This window comes from Marisediminicola sp. LYQ134 (assembly GCF_046599635.1).
Taxonomy (GTDB): domain Bacteria; phylum Actinomycetota; class Actinomycetes; order Actinomycetales; family Microbacteriaceae; genus Marisediminicola.
The window spans coordinates 743,330-767,986 of the sequence record NZ_JBKIWP010000001.1; the positions used below are offsets into that span (position 1 = coordinate 743,330).

Here is a 24,657-nt window from a genome sequence, read left to right on the forward strand (position 1 = left end):
CATCGTGTCGAGACCGGAGTCTCGCGCGACGGACCGGACGGGTGTCAGGCGTCGGCGGTGAGCTTGTCGGACTCGTCGTGCCACTCGAGGGCGCTCGCCGACAGCTTGTCTTTGAACTTCGTGCCGTGGTGCGCGCAGAAGAACAACTGACCCGTCGCCATGGTGACGCGGATGTACGCTTGCGCGCCGCAGCTGTCGCAGCGGTCGGCAGCGGAGAGTTCGTGACGCTGTTCGAGTTCGACCGTGGAATTCGGTGTGCTCTGGGACATTCGGGTTCCTCCAAACTCGAAGCGAAGGTGGTGCTGCACTAGTCAAACACGCTCAACCTGTTCGCACGCTCATTCGGCGCCTGTTTCGCTAGGCGCGTACGGAAGCGCTTCTGCGGAGGGGTGTCGATGGCCGGGGCGGCCTGTCGTGCTCGTTAGTGTTGAACGCGGTCGCATGAAGCCTCCCCTCGCAGCGGGGAGTGGGCGACCCCGTTTGACGTCGAGGAGAACCCGTGGCCGAATCCGCCTATTCCGCACGACACCTGTCGGTGCTCGAGGGGCTCGAAGCGGTGCGCAAGCGTCCCGGGATGTACGTCGGCTCGACCGACTCCCGCGGTCTCATGCACTGCCTGTGGGAGATCATCGACAACTCGGTCGACGAGGCCCTCGGGGGGCACGGATCGTCCATCAGCGTGATCCTCCACGCCGACGACAGCGTCGAAGTGCGTGACACCGCTCGCGGTATCCCCGTGGACATCGAGCCCAAGACCGGTTTGAGCGGTGTCGAGGTCGTGTTCACCAAACTGCACGCGGGCGGGAAGTTCGGGAGCGGATCGTATGCCGCATCCGGTGGCCTGCACGGTGTCGGCGCATCGGTCGTGAACGCCCTCTCCGAGCGACTCGATGTCGAGGTCGACCGCGGCGGCAAGACCTGGGCGATGTCCTTCCACCGCGGCGAACCGGGAACCTTCGCCGACGACGGCGAGAAGACGCCCGACGCACCGTTCACGCCCTTCGTGTCGGGCAGCGAGCTCACCGTCGTCGGCAAGGTCGCGAAGGGCGTCACGGGCACCCGCATCCGCTACTGGGCCGACAGGCAGATCTTCACCAGGGGGTCCGCGTTCCAGACCGACGAGCTTCTCGCCCGGGCACGCCAGACGGCGTTCCTCGTTCCCGGACTCGGGATCGACATCGTCGATGAGCGCGGCGCCGAGCCCACCCACGAGTCCTTCCGCTTCGACGGCGGGATCTCCGAGTTCGTCGCCCACCTGTCGACGGATGCGCCGGTCACCGACACGTGGCGGATCCAGGGGCAGGGGACCTTCACCGAGACGGTGCCCGTGCTGCAGCCGACGGGGGCGATGGTCGCGACCGAGCTCGAGCGCGAGTGCGTCGTCGACATCGCCCTGCGGTGGGGGACGGGCTACGAGACGGCCTTCAAGTCGTTCGTCAACATCATCGCGACACCGAAGGGGGGAACGCACCAGGCCGGATTCGAGGCCGGGCTCATGAAGTTCATGCGCGCCCAGGTGGAAGCCAACGCACGACGCCTCAAAGCCGGCAACGACAAGATCGAGAAAGACGACATCCTCGCGGGCCTCACCGCGGTCTTGACCGTGCGTGTGCCCGAGCCGCAGTTCGAGGGTCAGACCAAGGAGATCCTCGGCACCCCCGGGGTGAGGGCGATCGTCGCCTCCGTCGTGCAGAAGGCCCTCGCCGAGAGATTCTCCTCATCGAAGCGCGATGACAAGGCTCAGACGGCTCTCGTGCTCGACAAGATCGTCGCCGAGATGAAGTCCCGCATCAGTGCTCGAGCGCACAAGGAGACGCAGCGACGCAAGAACGCTCTCGAGAGCTCCTCGCTCCCCGCGAAACTCGTCGACTGCCGCTCGAACGACGTCGCCAACAGCGAGCTCTTCATCGTCGAGGGAGACTCGGCGCTCGGAACAGCCAAGCTCGCGCGAGACAGCGAGTATCAAGCTCTGCTTCCCATTCGAGGCAAGATCCTGAACGTGCAGAAGGCGTCGGTCTCCGACATGCTCTCGAATGCGGAGTGCGCGTCGATCATCCAGGTCATCGGTGCCGGCTCCGGCCGGAGCTTCGATCTCTCGGCCGCGCGCTACGGCAAGATCATCATCATGAGCGACGCCGATGTCGACGGTGCTCATATCCGCACCCTGCTGCTCACCCTCTTCTTCCGCTACATGCCCGAGATCATCAGGGAGGGGCGCGTGTACGCCGCGGTGCCGCCGTTGCATCGCGTCGTCGTCATGAACCCCGGCTCCAAGCCCAACGAGACCATCTACACCTACTCCGAGGCCGAGCTCGGGGCCGTGCTCGCCCGCTTGAAGAAGTCGAACAAGCGCTATCAGGACCCCATCCAGCGGTACAAGGGCCTCGGCGAGATGGATGCCGACCAACTCGCGAACACGACGATGGACCGTCGCGGCCGCACGCTGCGCCGCGTGAACGTCGCCGACGCCGAGATGTCGGCCAACGTCTTCGAGTTGCTCATGGGCAACGACGTCGCCCCCCGCAAGGAGTTCATCATCGACGGAGCCGGACTGAGCCGCGAGCGCATCGATGTCTGACGCGCCCCGCCACCTCCCGCCCGCGGCTTTCGAGATCACGGCCGTGCGGCGTGCCGCCGACGATGTCCCCTCGCCGCGTCGGGCCGGTGCCCGCGCTTTCGGAGCGTTCCTCGTGCTCGCGGTGGTCGCGATCGCCGCCGTGGTGGCCGCGGCGATCACGGGTGGCGGTGCAGACATCCTCGTTCTCATCGCTCTCGGGGTCGTCTCGATCGGCGTGCTCTTCGCGCTCGTCGTCGTCATCCCGACCCGCATCGCCCGGACCCGGCAGGAGAACGCGCTCGATCGCGCGGCCGAAACCCTCGCCGCGTCGGCACGCGACCTCGTGGAGCACATGGCCTCGCTCGGATACCGCGTCGCCGAATCGACGGCCCTCGCGTGGGTCAGTTCGCCCGAATCGACCACGACCGTTCCGCTCGTGCACGACTCGGTCATCGCCGCCCGCTGGTGGCGACCCGAGCAGGGTGACGACAGGGTGTTCGTCGAGCCCTACTTGCGAGCGGCCGCGGGCGACTCGAGTCTGCCCGCGCTGCCGCCGATCTAGCTCACGACCGGGGGTCGGGTCGGCCGCTCAGTCGGAGATGGCCGATCCGATGAGGTCGACGACACCGTCGAGCGGCGTTCCCGAGGCGTCGCGCTTCGCTCCCGTCGCGGGGAGGGCGCGAACGCCCCCGTCGGCCGCACTCGCGAGTGCGGGTGCCGGCCCAGCCCACGCGACGACGAGACCCGTCTCACCGCGGAGGAACGAGTGGGCTCGCACCCCGCCTGTCGCTCTGCCCTTGGCCGGAAACTCGTCGAGAGCGGACACCTTGGCGCGACCGGGGTCGGTTCCCGCGATGGTGTCGGCCGTGCGCGACACCGTGGCCACGACGACATCCGCCGCCGGGTCGACGGCGCCGAAGAAGATCGCACTCGCCGCCGACGGGATGCTCATTCCCGCCATTCCGCCCGCCGACGCCCCCTGCGGGCGCACGAGGGCCGCGGGAAAGCGCAGCAGCTGTGCGGCGTCCGTGACGAAGACGAGCTGGTGGTCGTCGGGAGCGGGGGAGGCACCGACGACTTCGTCGCCGGGCTTGAGCGCGATGACCTCGATCTCGGGGCGGTTGGAGAGCGTCGTGGGCACGAACCTCTTGACGGTGCCCGACCGTGTTCCGAGGGCGACGGGGGCGTCGTCGTCGAGGGAGACGAGGGCGACGACGCGCTCGGTCTTGTCGGTGAGCCCGACGTAGTCGCGGATCTTGGCACCGGCACCGAGCTGCACGGAATTCTCGGGCACGTTGGGGAGGTCCACGGGAGTGACGCGCAACAGGCGGCCCCGGTTGGTGATGACACCGATCTCCGACCGGCTCGTGGTGAGAACGACCGAGCGGATCGAATCGTGCTTCGAGCGCCGACGCGGCGGCGGAACCGTGTCGGCACCGTCCGGGGTGTCGACCCGCACGGCACGCCCCGTCGTCGACAGGTAGACGCGGCACGGAGTGTCGGCGATCTCGAGGACGGGCGCGTTCTTGCGGCTGCTCGTCGTCGCGATCGACGGCGCCGCCTCGGTCAGGAGCGTGCGACGCGGGGTTCCGAACTTCTCGGCGACCTCCTCGAGTTCGTCGGAGACGACCTGCCGCACCCTCGCCGGGTCGGCGAGGATCGCCTCGAGCTCGGCGATCTCCTCTCGCAGTCGATCACGCTCGCCCTCGAGCTCGATGCGGCTGAACTTCGTGAGGCGGCGGAGTCGCAACTCGAGGATGTATTCGGCCTGAACCGTGCTGAGGTCGAACACGTCCATGAGGCGCCCGCGCGCCTCGTCGCTGTCGTCGCTCGTGCGCACCACTTGGATGACCTCGTCGATGTCGAGGATCGCCACGAGGAGACCCTCGACGAGGTGCAGCCGTTCCCGCCGACGCGCGAGCCGGAACCGGCTGCGACGGGTGACGACCGACAATCGGTGTTCGACGTAGACCTGCAGGAGCTCGACGAGTCCGAGCGTTCTCGGCCCACCGTCGACGAGCGCGACGTTGTTGATGTTGAAGCTGTCTTCGAGCGGCGTGAAGCGGTAGAGCTGCTGGAGCACGGCATCGGGGCTGAAACCGGTCTTGATCCCGATGATGAGGCGGAGGCCGTGTTTGCGGTCGGTGAGGTCGATGACGTCGGAGATGCCGCTGAGCTTCTTCGACGTCACCCCGTCTTTGATCTTCTCGATCACGCGCTCCGGGCCGACGAGATAGGGGAGCTCGGTGACGACGATCCCCATCTTGCGCGGCGAGATGCTCTCGATCGACGATTTGGCTCGCGTCTTGAACGCCCCGCGACCCGTCGCATACGCGTCCTTGATGCCCGCGAGCCCGCTGATCGTCCCGCCCGTCGGGAGGTCTGGGCCGGGAACGAAAGCCATGATCTCCTCGAGAGTCGCCCGAGGGTTCTCGAGCAGGTGGCGCGCGGCGCCGACGACCTCGATGAGGTTGTGCGGCGCCATGTTCGTCGCCATTCCCACGGCGATTCCGCTCGCCCCGTTGACGAGGAGGTTCGGGAACGCCGCGGGTAACACCTCGGGCTGCATGAGCTGGCTGTCGTAGTTGGGGATGAAGTCGACGACGTCCTCGTCGAGATCCTCGGTCATCGCGAGCGCTGCCGCCTCGAGTCGCGCCTCCGTGTAGCGGGCGGCGGCGGGACCGTCGTCGAGCGAGCCGAAGTTTCCGTGGCCGTCGATGAGGGGCACGCGCATGATGAACGACTGGGTCAGCCGAACCATCGCGTCGTAGATCGACGCGTCCCCGTGAGGATGCAGCTTGCCCATGACCTCGCCCACGACTCGCGCCGACTTGACGTGACCGCGGTCCGACCTCAGCCCCATCTCGGTCATCTGGTAGAGGATGCGGCGCTGCACGGGCTTGAGGCCGTCGCGCGCGTCGGGGAGCGCCCGGGAGTAGATCACCGAGTAGGCGTACTCGAGGAAGGAGCCCTGCATCTCATCGGAGACATCGACGTCTTCGATGCGCTCCGTCGGCTCGTTTTCGGGCGCGGTGTCAGTAGGTGTAGTCATAGGATTGCGACCATGTTACCGGCCACCAAATCGGATCGGCCGAGCCTGGCCGACGTGTTTCCGAGTTGCTTCGGTGCGGTCGCCGCCTCGTCGAACACCCTCGGTCTCGCTCCGGTCGACTCGGCGATCGTCGTGCTCGTCGACGGTCTCGGTGCCGTACCTCTCGCCGAGCGCGCCGGCCACGCGCGAACCCTCTCCGAGCGCCTCTCGAAAGCCTCGACGATGAGCGCGGGCTTTCCGACGACGACGGCCTCGTCGCTCGCGACACTCACCACGGGAACGGCTCCCGGGGAGCACGGACTCGTCGGATACTCGGTGCTCGACTCCGACAACGACAGGGTCGTCAACCAACTGACCGGATGGGACGCCGACCTCGATCCGGCGACCTGGCAACGCTCACCGACCATGTTCGAGCGAGCGAGCGAGTTCGACGCCTCGGCGTTCGTCGTCGCCCCCGAGAAGTTCCGCAGCTCCGGCTTCACGCGAGCGGTTCTGCGTGGAGCGGACTATCGGTCCGGGGCATCCATCGAAGACCGTTTCGACGAGGCGCTCGCGATCTCCGCCGCGGTCGAACGCTCCGTGGTCTACCTCTACATTGCGGAACTCGATGCCGTCGGCCACGCGCGCGGCTCCGCATCCGACGCGTGGATCGCCACGCTCGAGCGCATCGACGCGGCCGTCCGGGATGCCGATTCGCGCCTCGGTCGGCAGACGGGGATGCTCGTCACGGCCGACCACGGTGTCATCGACACCCCGGAGCACGCGCACATCCTCTTCGACGAGAGCTCCGAGCTCGTCGACGCCATCCGCTGGGTGGCGGGGGAACCGAGGTGCCTGCAATTGCACTTCGACCCCGAGGCGTCGGACGCCGAGCGGGAGCGCACGATCGCGGCCTGGCGAGAGCACGAGTCCGCCCGATCGTGGGTTCTCACGCGCGACGAAGCGGTTGCCGCGGGCTGGTTCGGTGCCCGCGTCGATCCCGAGGTTCTGCCGCGCATCGGCGACCTCATCGTCGCCGCCCGCAAGAACGTGGCCTATTACGACTCGCGCCCGCAGAATCAGAGCGCCCGCGGGATGATCGGCCAGCACGGTTCACTCAGTCGCGACGAGACCGCGATCCCGCTGCTGCGCTTCGGCGCGTTCGCTGCAGCCTGAGCGAGCGGCACACTCGCCGGCGCGACTCGCCGCGCGCGGCGGCATTGCCGCCCCGATCCGATCAGGCCGGGTCGTCGTCGCTGCGCGCTCCGAAGACGATCTCGTCCCAGCTCGGCATCGAGGCACGACCCTTGCGGGCGTTCTGCTTGACCGGAGCTGGCTGCTGCGCGGTGTCGACGGGCTCGGACTCGAGGTCGTCGAACGTGTCGAGCGGCACGTCGACGAGGCGGATGCTCCCGGTAGACGGATGCGCGCGACGCGACGTCTCTTCGTCGCGTTCGCCGTCTTCCCACGCCGCGGCGCTCTCACGCTCTCCGCGACGACGTCGCAGAGCGTCGAGGAGGTCGGCGGTCTGGTTCGATGCGACCTGCTCGGCAGGCGCACGATTGATCGCCGCGGCCGAGACCTCGGGTGACGAGAGGGACGCGCGAGCGACGCCGTGCGATTCAGTGTTCGCGCTTTCGGGGGAGGAGCTCTCCCGCTCACTCGTACGCACGGGCCCGACGTCGAATGCTCCGCTGTCGAAGCGCGAGGAGTCGGCCGCGCGCTCGTCGCCGCTGACCGCGCGCAAGCGGGGGATGAGCCCGCCCGGCATCTCGCCCTGCTGAGAGAGGGTGTTCGCCTCGGTGTTGAGCGGGGAGAGGGCGGACTTGCGCGGCTCGAACGTCCAGCGGGCGTCGTGCCCGATCTCGTCGGCGGTGAATTCGAGCTTGACGATCCATCCGCCGCCGACCTCTTTCCAGCTCGCCCACCGCTCACCGGAGGCACCGAGGTCGGCGAGACGGTCGCGGATGACCGATCCGAAGGTCGAACTCGCGGCCGAGGGGTCGATGTCGATGGCCGTGCGCACCGGCACGTTGAGGGCGGATTCGACGATGAACTCGCGCTCGGCGAGCACGGGACCCTCGAACTTGCGGATGTAGTCGACCGATGTCCCGGTGATGGTCGCGACCTCTTCGGCGGACATCCCGGACCGGATGTGCGTCTGGATCTCCCTCGGGGCGATCCGGCGGTCACTCGCCGAACTGGACTGCGCTCCGCGGAGGGTCGAGTGGAGCGTCTCGTCGATCGCGATCCGGAACCGGGTCCCGTCGGGAGCGGAGACGAGCAGTGCGCCGTTTTCATTACCGATGACTGTGAGGTCTTGCATGCGAGTGGCCTTCCCGACTGTGTCGAATCAGGGCAAGAATGTCACGCCGCGAGGCCGTATTCGGGGAATAGACCGGGCGTGCCGCAAGTTGACCGGGAAGCACGTGGGAGCGGCTTCCCCGATGGTTTGCAATTCGGAATCTAATGTTGCAAACTGTGGCCGCCCATCCGCACCGGACACGGCTCAACAGACTGGAAATGGCATGGCAACCGACTACGACGCCCCCCGCAAGACCGACGACGACTCCGAGTCGATCGAGGCCCTGAAGGAGCGCGTTCCGGACAAGATGTCGGGAGTCGTGGATGTCGACGACTCCGACAACCCCGGCGGTTTCGAGTTGCCCGGCGCGGACCTCTCCGACCTCGACCTCGACGTCGTCGTTCTCCCGCCCCAGGCGGACGAGTTCACGTGCGTGAGCTGCTTCCTCGTCAAGCACCGCTCGCAGCTCGACCACCAGGAGAAGCTCGGCGCCATCTGCATGGAGTGCGCGGCCTGATTCGCTTCGGCCTCAGCGCTCTGCACCCGCAGTGCGTCGTCCTCGCGGATACGCACTCAGTTCGTTCGCGCACCCGCTGATCCGAGTGCGGCGATCAAGTCGTCCGGTCGCCTCGACGACACGAGCCAGTAGGGCGTCGGATCGGTTTCGTCGGTCACGACGATCTTGACCACGGGGTTGATCCACCCGCGGATGACGAGCCAGGCTCGAGCATCGAGGCGGCGCCCTCGTTCGAGTGTCGCCTCGGCGCCCTCGAACGCCGTCGCCTCGCCGACATATTCGAGGGGGAGGGTGGCTTTGCCCGCAGTGAGTCTGCCGTCCCGCACCGTGATGACGGGGGACGTGGCCACGAGGCTTCCGACCGTCGCCCCGTAGAGCACGATGGCGGTGACGATACCCGTCAGGATGCTGATCGGCAGGAAGACGAGGAGGCTCGCGGGGACCACGAGCCCCAGGGAGATGAAGATCCAGGGCGACGGCCACATGCGCTCGCGATAGTGTTCCATCCCCCTATTGCATCAGACCAACTGCACTACCCTCGTCACGTGCCCGAATTCGTCGATGTCCTCCTGCTCGCGGCCGACGGTGACGAGGCGAGCGACACCACCCCGGCGTATTCGCATCCGGGTGACGCGGGAGCGGACCTCCGCTCCGTCGAGGCGGCAGTCATCCCGGCAGGCGGGCGCGTCACGCTCGGCACGGGGGTCGCGATCGCTCTTCCCGACGGTTTCGTCGGTTTCGTCGTGCCGCGCAGCGGACTCGCCGCTCGTCACGGGATCACGATCGTCAACAGTCCCGGCACGGTGGATGCCGGTTACCGGGGCGAGATCCGCGTGACGCTTCTCAACACCGACGAGTCGGTGCCGTATTCTGTCGCAGTCGGTGATCGGATCGCGCAACTCGTCGTGATGCCGGTCATGAGAGCTCGTTTCGTTCCCGTCGCGATACTTCCGGGGAGCGCGAGAGGCGACAGCGGGTTCGGATCGACCGGATACCGCAGCAACGAACCAGGAGAGAACGCGTGAGCGACAACACCGAGGTCGAAGCAGTCGAGAGCGACGAGCCAGCAGAACTCGATCAGTCGAAGTCCGCCCCGATCGATCGGGAGATCGTCGGACCCTTCGATGAGAGCGAAGCCAACGCCGTGAGGCCGTATGTCGACCTCGGCGGCATCAAGGTGCTGCCCCGTGAGGGTCTGCACTTGAGGCTCGAGGTCGAAGAGGGCAGCAAGCGCGTCGTCGCGGTCGCGCTCGACATCGCGGAGTCGACGCTCCAGTTGCAGCCGTTCGCTGCTCCCCGGTCGACGGGTCTGTGGCATGAGATCCGCCAGCAGATCTCGGATCAGATCCTCAAACAGGGCGGCAAGACCAAGCTCACCGTCGGCGCCTTCGGCCCCGAACTCCTCGCCGAGATCCCCGCCGTCGCGTCGGGAGGCGACGGGTCGACACGACTCGCCCGATTCGTCGGGGTCGACGGTCCCCGGTGGTTCCTGCGCGGCGTCATCGCCGGCAAAGCCCTCTCCGATCCGCGCGCCGCCGAAGAGATCGAAGACCTCTTCCGCAGCATCGTCGTGGTTCGTGGCACGACCCCCATGCCCCCGCGTGACCTCATCCCGCTCCAGATGCCGAAGACGGCGTCGGGGCAGCAGGCCCCGACCACCCCCGACGCGTGACCGCTCACGAACGGGGGGCCTCGAACCCCGCCGACGAGACCCAGCCCGCCACGACCACGGATGGCGCGACGGCGTCCGATCCGTCTTTCGGGGCCCTGTTCGGCGCCGCGGCGCGGAACGCCGGCATCGGCCAGGTGGCGCCGGGCGAGATCCCGACGGCGTCGTCTCTCCTGAGCGCCGTCGGCGGCGTGCGCGGTCTCGCCGAGACGATTCTCCCGCCGCTCGCCTTCCTCGTTCTCTACACGCTCACGGGCGAGCTCGTGCTCTCCGTGACGATTCCGGTCGTCGTCGCGGTCGTCTTCGTGCTCGCGAGACTCCTGACGAAGACCCCGGTGACGGGAGCTCTCGCGGGCGTCGCCGGGGTGGCGATCTCGGCTGTCGTCGCGCTCAGCACCGGCCGACCCGAAGACAACTTCCTCCCGGGGCTCATCATCAACGCGGTCTCGCTCACCGCGATCCTCATCAGCATCATCGTGAGGTATCCGTTCATCGGGCTCGTCGTGGGGATTCTCGCGAACGAGGGGCTCGAGTGGCGCAAAGACCGGGCGAAACGCCGAGTGCTCACTCTCACGACAGTGCTGTGGGCCGGTCTCTTCGCCGTGCGTCTCGGCGCCCAGCTCCCGCTGTATCTCGCGGGGGAGGTCGAGTTGCTCGCGACCGTCAAGCTCATCCTCGGTGTGCCCACCTACGCCGTGCTCCTCTGGATCACCTGGCTGCTCGTGAGGGCCGTCTACCGACGCGGAGTGGTAACGCCCGCGGAGTGAGCCGCGTGTACTATTTATCTCGACATCAAGATAAATAGCGCGACCGACCTCCCGTTCGAGGGGCGCGCACACTTAGGCTTGCCTTGCTGGTTTCGACCTGACACGGCGGTCAGGATTGGCTCACGCCAGCAAGGGAGACGACGTCATGTCTGCAGTCAATAGCTTCGGTTCGAAAGACACCCTCACCGTCGGGGAGACCGACTACGAGATCTTCCGGCTCGACACCGTTACCGGTTTCGACAAGCTCCCGTTCAGCCTCAAGGTGCTGCTCGAGAACCTCCTCCGCACCGAGGACGGCGCGAACGTCACGAGATCGCAGATCGAGGCTCTGGGCGCGTGGCAGCCGACGGCCGAGCCCGACACCGAGATCCAGTTCACCCCCGCTCGCGTCGTCATGCAGGACTTCACGGGGGTGCCGTGCATCGTTGACCTCGCGACCATGCGCGAAGCCGTCTCCGAACTGGGAGGCGACCCGACGAAGATCAACCCCCTCGCGCCCGCCGAGCTCGTGATCGACCACTCGGTCATCGCCGACCTCTTCGGCAGCGAGAACGCTCTCGAGCGCAACGTCGAGATCGAGTACGAGCGCAACGGCGAGCGATACCAGTTCCTCCGCTGGGGCCAGACGGCGTTCGACGACTTCAAGGTCGTGCCCCCGGGAACCGGCATCGTGCACCAGGTCAACATCGAGTACCTCGCTCGCGTGACCTACACGCGCGAGGTCGGCGGCGCTCTGCAGGCCTACCCCGACACGTGCGTCGGCACCGACTCCCACACGACGATGGTCAACGGCCTCGGTGTTCTCGGCTGGGGCGTCGGCGGAATCGAAGCCGAAGCGGCGATGCTCGGCCAGCCCGTCTCGATGCTCATCCCCAAGGTCGTCGGTTTCAAGCTCTCGGGCGCCATCCCGACCGGCGTCACGGCGACCGACGTCGTGCTCACCATCACGCAAATGTTGCGCGAGCACGGAGTCGTCGGCAAGTTCGTCGAGTTCTACGGCGAGGGCGTCGCGGCGGTTCCGCTCGCGAACCGCGCGACCATCGGCAACATGAGCCCCGAGTTCGGGTCGACCGCGGCGATGTTCCCGATCGACGACGTAACCCTCGACTACTTGCGCCTCACCGGCCGCAGCGAGGCCCAGGTCGAGCTCGTCGAGGCCTACTCCAAGGTGCAGTCGCTCTGGCACGACCCCTCCGTTGAGGCGACCTACAGCGAGTACATCGAGCTCGATCTCGCGACCGTCGTCCCCTCGATCGCCGGACCCAAGCGCCCGCAGGACCGCGTCGAGCTCAGCCGCGCGAAAGATCAGTTCGAGATCGACCTCGGCGCCTACGCGACCGGTCACTCGAAGGTCGACGAGGCCGTCGAGGGAACCTTCCCGGCGTCCGATCCGATCGGTCTGACCCCGCAAGACGAGGAGAGCGCCCACGCCGACGCTCCGTCGTATGCGAGCAACGCGCCGTCGCACGCCTCGAAGCCGACGAAGGTGACGCTCGAGAACGGCAACGACTTCACGCTCGATCACGGAGCCGTGGCGATCGCGGCGATCACCTCGTGCACGAACACCTCGAACCCCTCGGTCATGCTCGCCGCGGGTCTGCTCGCTCGCAACGCGAGCCAGAAGGGCCTCAAGGCCAAGCCGTGGGTCAAGACCACGCTCGCCCCGGGCTCGAAGGTCGTCACCGACTACTACGAGAAGGCCGGCCTCACGACCTACCTCGAAGACCTCGGTTTCTACACCGTGGGCTACGGCTGCACGACGTGCATCGGCAACTCCGGTCCCCTTCTCGACGAGATCTCCACCGCGGTCAATGACAACGACCTCGCGGTCACGGCGGTCCTCTCGGGAAACCGCAACTTCGAGGGTCGTATCAACCCCGACGTCAAGATGAACTACCTCGCGAGCCCTCCGCTCGTCATCGCCTACGCCCTCGCGGGATCGATGAACTTCGACTTCGAGAAGGATGCCCTCGGCACCGACTCCGACGGCCGTGACGTGTTCCTCGCCGACATCTGGCCCGACGCGGCCGAAGTGCAGTCGACGATCGACTCGTCGATCGACACGGAGATGTTCACCCACGAGTACGCGGGGGTCTTCGACGGCGACGAGCGCTGGCGTTCGCTTCCGACGCCGACCGGCCCGACGTTCGAGTGGGACTCCGAGTCGACCTACGTGCGCAAACCCCCGTACTTCGAGGGAATGACGCTCGAGACGACTCCCGTGAGCGACATCGCGGGAGCCCGCGTCCTCGCGAAACTCGGTGACTCGGTCACGACCGACCACATCAGCCCCGCCGGAAACATCAAGGCCGACAGCCCCGCCGGGCACTACCTCGATGCCCACGGTGTCGACCGCAAGGACTACAACTCCTACGGCTCTCGTCGCGGCAACCACGAGGTCATGATCCGCGGCACCTTCGCGAACATCCGGCTCAAGAACCAGCTTCTCGACGGTGTCGAGGGTGGGTACACGCGCGACTTCACGAAGCCGGACGCTCCGCAGTCGTTCATCTACGACGCGTCGGCCAACTACCAGGAGCAGGGCACGCCCCTCGTCATCTTCGGCGGTAAGGAATACGGCTCGGGGTCGTCGCGCGACTGGGCCGCCAAGGGCACGAGCCTTCTCGGCGTCAAGGCCGTCATCACCGAGAGCTTCGAACGCATCCACCGCTCGAACCTCATCGGAATGGGCGTCGTGCCGCTGCAGTTCCCGGCTGGCGAGAGCTGGTCGAGCCTGGGTCTCGACGGAACCGAGATCGTGACGATCACGGGAATCGAGCAACTGAACGAGGGTGTCACGCCGCGCACGGTGCGCGTCGTCGCCGAACCGAGCGAGCACTCGCCGGCCGGAAAGCAGACCATCGAGTTCGACGCGGTCGTACGCATCGACACTCCGGGTGAAGCGGACTACTACCGCAACGGTGGAATCCTCCAGTACGTGCTGCGCTCACTCGTCTCGCCGGTTCAGGCGTAGCCCACGATCTAAGATCGTCTTCATGTCATTGCTCGAGAACATCAGGGGGCCTCGAGATCTCGACGGGCTCTCGACCGCGGAGCTCGTCGAGCTCGCCGCCGAGATCAGGGCTTTCCTGATCTCGGCGGTGTCGAAGACCGGTGGTCACCTGGGACCCAACCTCGGCGTCGTCGAACTGACGATCGCGATCCACAAGGTCTTCGACTCCCCCCACGACCCCGTGATCTTCGACACCGGTCACCAGTCGTACGTGCACAAGCTCCTCACGGGCCGGCAGGACTTCCGGCACCTCCGGGAGCGCGGCGGCCTCGCCGGCTATCCGCAGCGAGCGGAGTCGGTGCACGACGTCGTCGAGAGTTCGCACGCGTCGAGCTCGCTCTCGTGGGCTGACGGCATCTCCCGCTCCTTCTCGATGACCGGCCAGACCGATCGTCACGTCGTCGCCGTCGTGGGCGACGGGGCCCTCACCGGGGGAATGACGTGGGAGGCCCTCAACAACATCAGCGACGACAACCTCCGTCGCCTCATCATCGTCGTCAACGACAACGGGCGCTCCTACGCTCCGACGATCGGGGGAATGGCCCGGTTCCTCAACACCGTGCGCACCCGCAGGTCGTATCGCAATCTGTATCTCGGAAGCCAAAAACTGTTCGACCAGTTCGGCAAGCCCGGGCAGGCGATTTACCGGGGAGTGCGCGGTGGCCTCCACGGATTCCTCGCGCGATTCACGAACAACGAGGCGCTCTACTCGAACCTCGACATCAAATACATCGGGCCCATTCACGGACACGATGTCGCGGCTCTCGCCGAAGCCCTCGAGCAAGCGAAGAATTACGGCGCGCCCGTTATCGTGCACGCGATCACCCAGAAGGGGCGCGGCTACGAGCCCGCACGACTCGACGCGGCCGACCAGTTCCACGCCGTCGGCCAGATCGACCCCGAGACCGGCGAACCCCTCGGCGCGAACGACAAGCCGTCGTGGACATCCGTGTTCGCCGACGAGATCGTCGCGATCGCCGACGACGACCCCACCGTCGTCGGCATCACCGCGGCGATGCTGCGTCCGACGGGGCTCCACACTTTCGCCGAGAAGTACCCCGACCGCGTTCTCGACGTCGGCATCGCCGAACAGCACGCCGTGACCTCCGCCGCCGGGCTCGCCTTCGGCGGACTGCATCCGGTCGTCGCCCTCTACGCGACCTTCATCAACCGCGCCTTCGACCAGGTGCTCATGGATGTCGCCCTGCACAAGGCGGGGGTCACGTTCGTGCTCGACCGCGCGGGGGTCACCGGTCCCGACGGAGCGAGCCACCACGGCATGTGGGATCTCTCGATCCTCCAGGTCGTGCCCGGCATCCGGTTGAGCGCACCCCGCGACGCGACGCGACTCCGTGAGGAGCTGCGCGAAGCCGTCGCCGTCTCCGACGGGCCGACGGTCGTCCGATTCTCGAAGGGCAGCGTCGGCACGGAGTTCGACGCGGTGCGTCGCACGCCCGACGGCGTCGACGTCTTGCGCGAGAGCGACCACCTCGACGTGCTCATCATCACCGTCGGCGCCATGGCCGAGCTCGGCTTGCAGGTCGCCGACAGGCTCGCGGCGCAAGGCATCGGCGCGACCGTCATCGACCCGCGCTGGGTCGTGCCCGTTCCGGCGAGTGTCGTCGAGATGTCGGCGGACCACCGCATCGTGATCTCGATCGAGGACGGTGTGCGGGTCGGCGGGGTCGGCACGCGCATCAGGCAAGACCTGCGAGCGGCGGGCGTCGACACTCCGGTGACCGAGCTCGGCCTTCCCGCGGAATTCATCGATCATGCGTCGCGCGCCCAGATCATGGACGACATGGGACTCACGCCGCAGAAGATCGCGCGCGACGTCATCGCCCAGGTTCTCGGGAGCAAGATCCCCGTCGCGCGCCCTCTGCCCGACGCGGATGCCGAGGCGCGCGGGTTCACCGACGGTTCCGACCTCGATGCCGGCACCTCGCCGTCGAGTCAGGACTCCAGCAGTCGCGACTGACCCGCTAACGAGAGAACGCCCCCGTCCGATCGGACGAGGGCGTTCTCTCGTGGTGATGGTCGGAACGGTCAGGACACTCCGCGCAGCGGCGGCGTGTGGAAGGTCGAACTGAAGACACGTTCCGATGCACCCACGCGATCGAGGTACGGCGTCACCCCGCCCATCTGGAAGGGCCACCCCGCCCCGAGGATGAGGCACAGGTCGATGTCCTCGGGTGCAGCGACGACGTTCTCGTCGAGCATCCTCCTGATCTCGTCGGCGAGACCGTCTTCGACTCGACGGAGGATCTCGTCACCCGTGAGAGGCGACCTTCCACCCTTGGTGATCGAGACGGCCTTCTTGTCGAAGCCCTTGATCTGGCCCTTCGAGTCGCGATCGAAGATCCGACCGTGTTCCGCGAGCGCGTGGAGGTTGGCGCTCTCGAAGAACCTCTCGGGGAACGCCGCGTGGTGCGTGTCGAGAACGTGCGCGCCGACTTTGAGGCCCACGAGCTCGAGGAGCTCGAACGGCGTCATCGGCAGCCCGAACGGCGCGATCGACGCGTCGACGACCTCGAACGGGGTGCCGGAGTCGACCGCGTGCATCGCCTCGCCGAGGAGCTTGGCGAGAATGCGGTTGACGACGAAGCCGGGGGTGTCGGTCGTGATGACGGCGTTCTTGTAGAGCTTCGCCGCGGTCACCATCGCGGTGCTGAGCGTCGCCTCGTCTGTCGACGGGGAGTTGACGACCTCCACGAGCGGCATCACGGCGACAGGGTTGAAGAAGTGGAACCCCACGAGCCTCTCGGGGTGTGCGAGCCTCGCGCCGATCTTCTCGACCGAGAGCGACGACGTGTTGGTGGCGAGCACCGCCGTCTCCGACACGTGCTTCTCGATCTCCGCGAACACGTCCTGCTTGACCCCGAGCTCTTCGAAGACGGCTTCGATGACCCAGTCCGCGTCGGCGAAGTCGGCCTTGTCGGTGGTTCCCGTGACGAGCCCCTTGAGTCGGTTGGCTTCGTCCGCGTTGATGCGTCGTTTGCCGAGCAGCGTGTCGATCTCGCCGTGGATGTAGTCGATGCCCTTGTCGACGCGCGCCTGGTCGAGGTCGGTGATGACGACGGGGACCTTGAGACGCCGGACGAACAGGAGCGCGAACTGGCTCGCCATGAGCCCGGCACCCACGACGCCGACCTTCGTGACCGGTTTCGCGAGCGACGGGTCCGGGGCTCCCGCGGGTTTCTTGGCGCGCTTCTGCACGAGGTTGAACGCGTAGATGCTCGCCTGGAACTGGTCACCGGAGATGAGCTCGGCGAGAGCCTCGTCTTCTGCCGCGAACCCCGTGGCCCGGTCGGTGTTCTTCGCAGCCTTGAGGAGCTCGAGCGCCTTGTAGGGCGACTTCGCGACCGTTCCGATGCGGCTCTCGAGAGATTTTCGGGCGATTCCGATGGCGACGTCCCACTTGACCGCGCGCTCGATGCGCCCGGGGGCGTTCGGGCGAGGCACCGAGGCGCCGCCGATCACGCGATCGGCCCACGACAGCGAGTCTTCGAGGAAGTTGGCCGACTCGAAGAGCACGTCGGCGATACCGAGCTCGAGAGCGTCCGCCCCCTTGAGGGTGCGGTTGTTCTTGAGCGGGTTCTCGATGACGACCTTGAGGGCGTTCTCGATGCCGATGAGGTTCGGGAGCAACCACGCCCCTCCCCAGCCGGGGATGATCCCGAGGAACACCTCGGGAAGCGCTACGGCGGGAACGCTGCGGTCGATCGAGCGATAGTCCGCGTTGAGCGCGATCTCGAGGCCGCCGCCGAGGGCGAGCCCGTTGATGAAGACGAACGTCGGCACCCCGAAGTCGTGCAGCTTGCCGAGCACCTCGTGGCCGAGCTGAGCGAGCTGGCGCGCGACGTCGCGACTCGGGATGTCGCCGACCTTGCTGAGGTCGGCGCCCGCGGCGAGGATGAACGGCTTGCCCGTGATCGCGAGCCCGGCGATCTCCCCGCGCGAGGCCCTCGCCCTCTGCTCGTCGAGGACGCCGCCGAGTTCGAGAAGAGTGACGGGCCCGAGGGTGTTGGGCCGCGTGTGGTCCCTGTCGTTGTCGAGGGTGATGAGCGCGAGGGTCTTGCCGCTCGGGAGCGAGACATCCTTGACGTAGGAGTGGGTGACCACTTCGTCGTCGGACATCGCGGTGAGCGCGGCGTACGGTGTCGACATCACTTGCCCTTCTTCTTCGACTTGCCGGTGAAGTGCGGGTTCTCCCAGATCATCGAGCCGCCCTGGCCGAGACCGACGCACATCGCTGTGAGGCCGTAACGCACCTCGGGGTGTTGCTCGAACTGTCGGGCGAGCTGGACCATGAGCCGCACCCCCGACGAGGCGAGCGGGTGTCCGACGGCGATGGCGCCACCCCACATGTTGACTCTCGGGTCGTCGTCGTCGATGCCGAAGTGGTCGAGGAGCGAGAGCACCTGGATGGCGAACGCCTCGTTGAGTTCGAAGAGACCGATGTCGTCGATCGAGAGGCCCGCTTTCCGCAGCGCCTTCTCGGTCGAGGGAACGGGACCGATGCCCATGATCTCGGGTTCGACGCCCGCGAACGCGAAACTCACGAGCCGCATCTTGGTCGTCAGACCGAGCTCCTTCGCGGTGTCGGCACTCGCGAGGAGGCTCGCCGTCGCCCCGTCGTTGAGCCCGGAAGAGTTTCCTGCCGTCACCCGACCGTGCGGCCGGAACGGAGTGCGCAGCCCGGCGAGCCCCTCGAGAGTCGTCTCGGGTCGCGGAGCCTCGTCTCGCGTCGCGAGTCCCCAGCCGTCACCGCTCCGCGTCACGACGGGGATGAGGTCGGGCTGGATGTTGCCGTCGCGGTAGGCCTGAGCCGTCTTCTGCTGGCTCCCGAGGGCGAACCTGTCGGCCCGCTCCTTGGTCAGGTGCGGAAACCGATCGTGGATGCGCTCGGCCGTGTTGCCCATGTTGAGGGCATCGGCGCTCACGAGCTTCTCCGCCATGAACCGCGGGTTCGGGTCGGCACCGAACCCCATCGGGTGGCGACCCATGTGCTCGACACCACCCGCGATGGCGATGTCGTAAGCACCGAACGCGATCCCGCCCGCGGTTGCAGCGACGGCCGTCATCGCGCCCGCGCACATGCGGTCGATGGCGTAGCCGGGCACGGACCGGGGGAGTCCGGCGAGGAGAGCCGCGGTGCGCCCGAGGGTCAGACCCTGGTCACCGGTCTGAGTCGTCGCCGCGATCGCGACCTCGTCGATGCGGTCTTTCGGCAGGCTCGGGTTTCGTTCGAGCAGTCCGATGATCGCTTTGACGACGAGATCGTCGGCGCGCGTCTGCCAGAACATGCCCTTCTCACCCGCTCGACCGAACGGGGTCCGCACCCCGTCGACGAATACAACTTCAGGTCTTTCGGCCACAATGCCTCCAAGTTTGGGTCGGATGCTGCGAGCCTAGAGAGGCACCACGGGGCCCCTCAATCCTTTGACTGTTCCTACGAAGCTCCGCCGTCGGCCTCGACGGGTGTTTGGTCGAGGTCGACAAAGGCATCGAGGATTACCTGTGCGGTAGCGTCAATCTGCCACGGCCGGGCGTCGAGATCCTCGAGAGCCGAGCGGATGGCGTCGAGGGTGAGTGATTCCGGCGGTGACCACGCGAGTCGGCGCAGCGTCTCGGGCATGAGCAGGTTCTCGAGGGGGATCGACAGGAGTTCCGACACCGCCGCGATCGCGGCCTTCGCGAGCTTGAGCCTCCGGTCGGCGGGAGGATTGCGGTCGGCCCACACGCGCGCGGGCGGCACCGACTCGACCGGTCCGCGCTGGGCGGGCAGGTCATCCGTCTGGGTGCCGCGCTCGATGGCGTCCCACCAGCGCTGGATCTCACTGCGGCTCGCACGGCCGCTGAACTCGCGGATGGACGCGAGCTCGCGCTTCGACGAGGGCAGGATGCGCGCGGCGGCGACGAGCGACGAATCGGGGATGAGTCGTCCCGGAGCGCTGTCGATCTCGCGGGCGTACTCGTCCCTCGCCGTCCACAGCTCTCGCGCGACAGCGAGGTTGCGAGGCGAACGGATGACGCTGAGCCCCGACATGCGGCGCCAGGCATCCGTCTTCGCCGGCTTCGCCTCGCGATCGAGCACGGCCTGGAACTCCTGCTCGGCGATGCCCGACTTGCGTTGCGATGCGAGCAGGGCGGCCATCGCGTCTCGCAGATCGACGAGCAGTTCGACGTCGAGGGCGGCGTAGACGAGCCACGATTGCGGCAGCGGGCGGGTCGACCAGTCGGCGGCCGAGTGCTCCTTGGCGAGGTAGACACCGAGGAGTTCTTCGACGACCGTTCCGAGACCGACTCGCGGAAGCGATGCGAGCCGGGCTCCGAGCTCGGTGTCGAAGATCTTCGTCGGATCGAGGCCGACCTCACGGAGGCACGCGAGGTCTTGGCTCGCGGCGTGCAGAACCCACTCCTCGTGCCTGATGGCCTCGTTGAGTTCGTCGAAGCGGCCGATGGCCGGTGGATCGAACAGGAAGATCCCGGCACCGCGACGGAACACCTGGATGAGATAAGCGCGCTGCGAGTACCGGAAGCCCGACGCACGCTCCGCATCGACGGCGAGGGGACCGTGGCCTCGGGCGAGCGACTCGACGGCCTCGAGGTAGTCGGTGCGAGAGGAGATGACCGTGAGCGGCGCTCTCTCGGCGACGACGGCGGCCGTGACGGGCGCGACCTCCGAGAGAGCGTCGATCGTCTGCGGGTCGAGAGACGCCGGGTCGATGGTCGGTTTGCTGCCGGTCGAGGAGTCGCTCATAGCCCGTTCACCCACGAGATGCTCGGCGGGCAGACAGCACGGTGACTCCTTCGATCATCGGCGGAAGCCCCGCCAGCATGCACAGCAGTTCACCCCAGCCTTCCACATGAGCGCCGATGTCCGCGGTCGACGGGGTCCACGAGGCGCGGAGTTCGAGTTGCGCGCCGTCGCCCTGGCTCGCGAGCTCGCCGTATCCCGTCGAGAGGATCTTGGTCGCCGTGCCCGAGAGCGAGTGGTGTCGGGCACCTCCGGCATCGAGGGCGTCGGAGAGCCAGGACCACGCGACGTCGGCGATGAACGGGTCGACGCCGATGTCGGTCTCGAGCGGAGCCTGGGCGAAACACACGACCCTGAACTCCCCGCCCCACGCATCCGGTGCGCTCGGATCGAAGAGCAGGATGAACCGCCCGGTGCCCTCGTCGGAGTCGGCGTCGTGGCGCGCGGGCGTGACATCCGCGGCGAGAGCGATCGAGTAGGGAGCGAGACCGGAGGGCGAGGGGATGTCGTTGACCGCGAGTTCCGGACGCAACCGGGCCGCGCGAATGCTCTCGAGAGCGGCATCGAAGGCCAACGGACTGGATGATCCTGCGGTGGGCTCTGACACACGAGAAGACTAAAGTTCACGCGTGAGTGAATCAGGGAGGCACGCCGTCGGGCGGGCATGGCTGCTGTACCGCGCGTTGCCCGCGCTCGTCGCCGTGGCCGGGGGCGCCGCGATCGCCGCGGCGACCATGACGACTCTCGTGGCACGCGTGGTCGTGACCCCTCCCCGCAAGCGGTCCGACGACACGCGCATTCTCGCCGTCGACCTCGACGGCGCCACGATCACCCTGAGCCGAACGGCCGACACCTCCCTGCCCGGACGCTACGGGCTGTGGACCGACCGCGACACGGGCCACCTCAAGCTCGGGGAGATCGTCTCCTCGACCCCCACCACCGTGACTCGCCACCTCGACGGCATCGACCTCGGGCAGCCCGAGCGCGCGGCCGGAGGGCGTTTCAGCGGCTGGTATCACGTGACCCCCGACGACATCGATCTGCCCTGGCGATCCGTCGAGGTCGAGACGGAGCTCGGCGCGGCGCCCGCGTGGCTCATCCCGGCCGCGTCCGACCCTGCGGTCGACACCGCCGCGGTCGACCCCGTCGGCGACACTGCCCCCATCGGCCGCGGCCGCTGGGCGATCCTCGTGCACGGTCGAGGAGTCTCGCGGGCCGAAGCCCTCCGCGCCGTGCCCGTGCTGCACGGTCGCGGCTTCACGTGCCTCGTCGTGTCGTGGCGCAACGACGGCGACGCTCCGCCGAGTCCCGACGGCCGCTACGGTCTCGGCGCGACAGAGTGGAACGACGTCGACGCCGCCCTGGGGTTCGCTCGCGACCACGGCGCGCGCGACGTCGTGCTCGTCGGGTGGTCGATGGGCGGTGCGATCTCGCTCCAGGCGGCGCGCAATTCTCCGCACGCCCCGCTCATCCGCGGCATCGTGCTCGAGTCGCCCGTCGTCGCGTGGGCACCGACCCTCGACTTCCAGGCGCAGGGCATGCGCATCCCTCCCGCGATCCGTCGAGCGAGCGTCGCGCTCCTGTCGACACCGTCGCTCGCGGCGATCGCGGGCCAGAGCACGGCCGTCGACTTCGCGTCACTCGATTTCGTCGAGCGGGCCAGCGAAATCACCGTTCCGATTCTGCTCATGCACAGCGACGACGACGGGTTCGTGCCGATCGAGGCGTCCGAGGCCCTCGCTCGGGCTCGACCCGACATCGTGGACTTCCACCGGTGGACGGATGCCCGGCACGCCAAGCTCTGGAATTTCGATCCCGATCGATTCGACCGGGAGATCGGCGAGTGGGTCGACCGGATCCTGCCGGCCTAGCGGTCGCGGAACCCCCATCGCGCGTAGACGAACCCGGCCTCGTCGACGAGCATCTGCCGGAGGTCGAGGCGCTCGTCGTCGTGTGATCGGTCGCCGGGCCCGCGACCCTCGAGAGCCCTCCCGAAGAGCGGAAGCGCGCGTGCCGCGAGCACGGGGCTCGTCGTGAGGCAGAGTTCGTCGACGTGTGACGCCTCGACGAACGCTCCGGCGAGAGACGGCCCGCCCTCGCACACGATGTCGCGTGCTCCGCGCTCCGCGAGGATGCGCACGATGTCGTCGACGTCGGGGGAGTCCGCGCTCGACGACGAGAGCGCCTCGACCGTCACGCCCGACGCGGAGTAGTGGGCCTCGACCCGCGCGGCGGTGTCGGCTGCGCACAGAACGAGGAGTCTCGCGCCGTCGGTGAGACTCTCGGGTCGGGGGAGCGAGGCGACATCCGTTCCCCTCGTCACGACTGCGAGGTGCCCGCTCCGAGGGAGGATGAGCCCCTCGGCCCTCACCGTCGCCGCCCCGGTCACGACGACGTCGGCCGCGCGCCGAATGGCACCGACGATCGCGCGATCCACTCTGCTGCTGAGCGAGTCGGAGGTCGCACCACCCGCCGAGGCGTCGCCGTCGATACTCGCGACGAGATTGACCCTCACGAGGGCGCGCGCGGTGGACCCCGCCGACCCGCTCAGCCTCGGGTACCACTCGGCGAGTGATTCGCGCGCCTCCGGCGTGCCGACGTCGATCGACGACGACGGCTCGGGAACGACGCGCGTGAGCTTCACGACGCGGCGGTCTTGGCGCGGATCTGACGCTTCGCTCGCGCGAGGAGGGCCGACATCCCTCGCAGACGCAGGGGGCTCACCGCTTCGGTCAATCCGATGGTCTGCGGAAAATCGTCGTCGACCGCGACCACTTCGGCGGCCGTGAGCCCCGCGAGCCCTTGCACGAGGATCGACGCGAAGCCGCGGGTGGTCGGCGCCTCTTTCGGGGCCGTCGCGTGGAGATGCACGATGCCGTCGTCGGCGACCTCGACGAAGATGAACACTGGCGCTTGACACTCCTCGACGCGCTCGAGGAGATCGGGGTGGTCGACGAACTGCGCGGGGAGCTCGGGCAATTCGTTGGCGAACTCGAGAAGCAGAACCAGGCGGTCCTGCTTCTCGAGCGCCAGGAAGTCGTCGCGGATGTCGGCGAGAGCCCGGGGGAGGTCGGCGCGGGAATCGGCAGAGAGGAGATCGGTCACCGACCGATTATCCCCCGCTCACGCGATCGGTCACCGAACGGGAACGACTCCGGGCTCGGAACCCTGCACGATCGGAACGCGCACGGCGCTGCCCCACTCGGTCCACGAGCCGTCATAGTTCTTCACGTTCTCGAAGCCGAGCAGGTGGGTGAGCACGAACCACGTGTGTGCCGAACGCTCTCCGATGCGGCAGTAGGCGATGACGTCGTCTCCCGCCGAGAGTCCCGCGCCCTCGCGGTAGAGCGCGTCGAGTTCGGGAACGCGCTTGAAGGTGCCGTCTTCGGCCGCTGCTTTGCCCCACGGCACGTTCTTGGCGGTCGGGATGTGGCCGGCGCGGAGGGCTCCCTCGTCGGGGTAGGCCGGTGCGGTCGTGCGCTCGCCGCTGAACTCCTCGGGGGAGCGCACGTCGATGAGGGGCTGGCCGAAGTGCTCGAGCACGTCTTCTTTGAAGGCGCGCACCGCGGAATCGTCGCGGGTCACGACGGGGTACTCGACCGGCGTGACCTCGGAACGCTCGGTCGTGTATTCACGGCCTTCCGCCTCCCACTTCGCACGGCCGCCGTCGAGCAAGCGCACATCCTCGTGGCCGAAGAGGGTGAAGACCCACAGCGCGTAGGCCGCCCACCAGTTGTTCTTGTCTCCGTAGACGACGATCGTGGTGTCGCGGGAGATGCCGCGCGAGCCGAGGAGGGCCGCGAACGCGGGTCCGTCGATGTAGTCGCGCTGGACGGGGTCGTTGAGGTCGGTGTGCCAGTCGATCTTCACGGCGCCCGGGATGTGTCCCGTCTCGTAGAGCAAGACGTCTTCGTCGGACTCGACGACGACGAGGCCCTCGGTCCCGAGGTTCGCGGCGAGCCACTCGGTGGACACGAGCCGTTCGGGGTGGGCGTATGCGGCGAATTCGGTGGATGGGTCGACCTCGACGGCCATGGA

The 24,657-nt window shown here is 67.6% G+C and carries 21 protein-coding genes; 10 read left to right on the plus strand and 11 right to left on the minus strand.

Annotation, left to right across the window (positions count from 1 at the left end; translation table 11 throughout):
* Nucleotides 1-44: 44 nt before the first annotated feature.
* Nucleotides 45-269, minus strand: coding sequence for a hypothetical protein (locus tag ACLHIH_RS03650; protein ID WP_411315347.1), 225 nt, complete (start codon nucleotides 267-269; stop codon nucleotides 45-47).
* 230 nt (nucleotides 270-499) lie between these two features.
* Here ACLHIH_RS03650 and ACLHIH_RS03655 point away from each other — a divergent pair, with 230 nt between their 5' ends.
* A complete protein-coding gene (locus ACLHIH_RS03655) occupies nucleotides 500-2,578 on the plus strand; it encodes a type IIA DNA topoisomerase subunit B (RefSeq protein WP_411315348.1) in 2,079 nt (692 codons plus the stop codon).
* Nucleotides 2,571-3,119, plus strand: coding sequence for a hypothetical protein (locus ACLHIH_RS03660; RefSeq protein WP_411315349.1), 549 nt, complete (start codon nucleotides 2,571-2,573; stop codon nucleotides 3,117-3,119). Before ACLHIH_RS03655 ends, ACLHIH_RS03660 begins: the two co-directional genes overlap by 8 nt.
* Before the next feature lie 27 nt (nucleotides 3,120-3,146).
* Here the strand turns inward: ACLHIH_RS03660 and ACLHIH_RS03665 are convergent, their stop codons facing one another.
* A complete protein-coding gene (locus ACLHIH_RS03665; protein ID WP_411315350.1) occupies nucleotides 3,147-5,609 on the minus strand; it encodes a DNA topoisomerase (ATP-hydrolyzing) subunit A in 2,463 nt (820 codons plus the stop codon).
* A 12-nt stretch (nucleotides 5,610-5,621) separates the two neighbouring features.
* Between ACLHIH_RS03665 and ACLHIH_RS03670 the strand changes: the two genes are divergently transcribed.
* Nucleotides 5,622-6,764: an alkaline phosphatase family protein gene (locus ACLHIH_RS03670; RefSeq protein ID WP_411315351.1), complete on the plus strand. Its 1,143-nt coding sequence runs from the start codon at nucleotides 5,622-5,624 to the stop codon at nucleotides 6,762-6,764.
* 61 nt (nucleotides 6,765-6,825) lie between these two features.
* On the opposite strand, the gene sepH is transcribed toward ACLHIH_RS03670, so the two are convergent.
* Entirely contained in the window at nucleotides 6,826-7,914 is a 1,089-nt protein-coding gene (gene sepH, locus ACLHIH_RS03675; RefSeq protein ID WP_411315352.1) for a septation protein SepH, read from the minus strand.
* 202 nt (nucleotides 7,915-8,116) lie between these two features.
* On the opposite strand from sepH, the gene ACLHIH_RS03680 reads away from it, so the two are divergent.
* Nucleotides 8,117-8,410 carry a DUF4193 domain-containing protein gene (locus tag ACLHIH_RS03680; protein WP_411315353.1) on the plus strand — a complete coding sequence of 98 codons (294 nt, stop codon included), beginning with the start codon at nucleotides 8,117-8,119 and terminating at the stop codon, nucleotides 8,408-8,410.
* A 56-nt stretch (nucleotides 8,411-8,466) separates the two neighbouring features.
* On the opposite strand, the gene ACLHIH_RS03685 is transcribed toward ACLHIH_RS03680, so the two are convergent.
* Nucleotides 8,467-8,916, minus strand: coding sequence for a DUF3093 domain-containing protein (locus ACLHIH_RS03685; protein ID WP_411315354.1), 450 nt, complete (start codon nucleotides 8,914-8,916; stop codon nucleotides 8,467-8,469).
* 63 nt (nucleotides 8,917-8,979) lie between these two features.
* On the opposite strand from ACLHIH_RS03685, the gene dut reads away from it, so the two are divergent.
* From dut to dxs, 5 genes are all read left to right on the plus strand, one after another.
* Nucleotides 8,980-9,435 (plus strand): dUTP diphosphatase, encoded by a 456-nt coding sequence (dut, locus tag ACLHIH_RS03690; protein WP_411316303.1) that lies wholly within the window; start codon nucleotides 8,980-8,982, stop codon nucleotides 9,433-9,435.
* Nucleotides 9,432-10,082 (plus strand): DUF3710 domain-containing protein, encoded by a 651-nt coding sequence (locus ACLHIH_RS03695; RefSeq protein ID WP_411315355.1) that lies wholly within the window; start codon nucleotides 9,432-9,434, stop codon nucleotides 10,080-10,082. The genes dut and ACLHIH_RS03695 overlap by 4 nt, the downstream gene beginning before the upstream one ends.
* Entirely contained in the window at nucleotides 10,079-10,846 is a 768-nt protein-coding gene (locus ACLHIH_RS03700; protein ID WP_411315356.1) for a DUF3159 domain-containing protein, read from the plus strand. The genes ACLHIH_RS03695 and ACLHIH_RS03700 overlap by 4 nt, the downstream gene beginning before the upstream one ends.
* Before the next feature lie 145 nt (nucleotides 10,847-10,991).
* On the plus strand, nucleotides 10,992-13,820 hold the full coding sequence (gene acnA / locus ACLHIH_RS03705; RefSeq protein WP_411315357.1) for an aconitate hydratase AcnA: 2,829 nt from the start codon (nucleotides 10,992-10,994) through the stop codon (nucleotides 13,818-13,820).
* Between the two features lie 22 nt (nucleotides 13,821-13,842).
* Entirely contained in the window at nucleotides 13,843-15,837 is a 1,995-nt protein-coding gene (gene dxs, locus ACLHIH_RS03710) for a 1-deoxy-D-xylulose-5-phosphate synthase (RefSeq protein WP_411315358.1), read from the plus strand.
* 68 nt (nucleotides 15,838-15,905) lie between these two features.
* On the opposite strand, the gene ACLHIH_RS03715 is transcribed toward dxs, so the two are convergent.
* From ACLHIH_RS03715 to ACLHIH_RS03730, 4 genes are all read right to left on the minus strand, one after another.
* Nucleotides 15,906-18,026, minus strand: a complete 2,121-nt coding sequence (locus tag ACLHIH_RS03715) for a 3-hydroxyacyl-CoA dehydrogenase NAD-binding domain-containing protein (RefSeq protein WP_411316304.1) — start codon at nucleotides 18,024-18,026, stop codon at nucleotides 15,906-15,908.
* Nucleotides 18,026-19,237, minus strand: a complete 1,212-nt coding sequence (locus ACLHIH_RS03720) for a thiolase family protein (protein ID WP_411315359.1) — start codon at nucleotides 19,235-19,237, stop codon at nucleotides 18,026-18,028. Before ACLHIH_RS03720 ends, ACLHIH_RS03715 begins: the two co-directional genes overlap by 1 nt.
* A 74-nt stretch (nucleotides 19,238-19,311) precedes the next feature.
* Nucleotides 19,312-20,622, minus strand: a complete 1,311-nt coding sequence (locus ACLHIH_RS03725) for an HRDC domain-containing protein (RefSeq protein WP_411315360.1) — start codon at nucleotides 20,620-20,622, stop codon at nucleotides 19,312-19,314.
* A 7-nt stretch (nucleotides 20,623-20,629) separates the two neighbouring features.
* Nucleotides 20,630-21,226 (minus strand): DUF3000 domain-containing protein, encoded by a 597-nt coding sequence (locus tag ACLHIH_RS03730; protein WP_411315361.1) that lies wholly within the window; start codon nucleotides 21,224-21,226, stop codon nucleotides 20,630-20,632.
* Nucleotides 21,227-21,248: 22 nt separating this feature from the next.
* Between ACLHIH_RS03730 and ACLHIH_RS03735 the strand changes: the two genes are divergently transcribed.
* Nucleotides 21,249-22,490 (plus strand): alpha/beta hydrolase, encoded by a 1,242-nt coding sequence (locus ACLHIH_RS03735; protein WP_411315362.1) that lies wholly within the window; start codon nucleotides 21,249-21,251, stop codon nucleotides 22,488-22,490.
* Here ACLHIH_RS03735 and ACLHIH_RS03740 read toward each other — a convergent pair.
* The 3 genes from ACLHIH_RS03740 to ACLHIH_RS03750 are packed head-to-tail and all read right to left on the minus strand — an operon-like array spanning nucleotide 22,487 to nucleotide 24,654.
* Nucleotides 22,487-23,263, minus strand: a complete 777-nt coding sequence (locus ACLHIH_RS03740; protein WP_411315363.1) for a dihydrofolate reductase family protein — start codon at nucleotides 23,261-23,263, stop codon at nucleotides 22,487-22,489. The two genes, ACLHIH_RS03735 and ACLHIH_RS03740, sit on opposite strands and share 4 nt — an antisense overlap.
* Nucleotides 23,260-23,724 (minus strand): SufE family protein, encoded by a 465-nt coding sequence (locus ACLHIH_RS03745; RefSeq protein WP_411315364.1) that lies wholly within the window; start codon nucleotides 23,722-23,724, stop codon nucleotides 23,260-23,262. Before ACLHIH_RS03745 ends, ACLHIH_RS03740 begins: the two co-directional genes overlap by 4 nt.
* A 30-nt stretch (nucleotides 23,725-23,754) precedes the next feature.
* On the minus strand, nucleotides 23,755-24,654 hold the full coding sequence (locus ACLHIH_RS03750) for a sulfurtransferase (RefSeq protein WP_411315365.1): 900 nt from the start codon (nucleotides 24,652-24,654) through the stop codon (nucleotides 23,755-23,757).
* Between the last annotated feature and the right edge of the window lie 3 nt (nucleotides 24,655-24,657).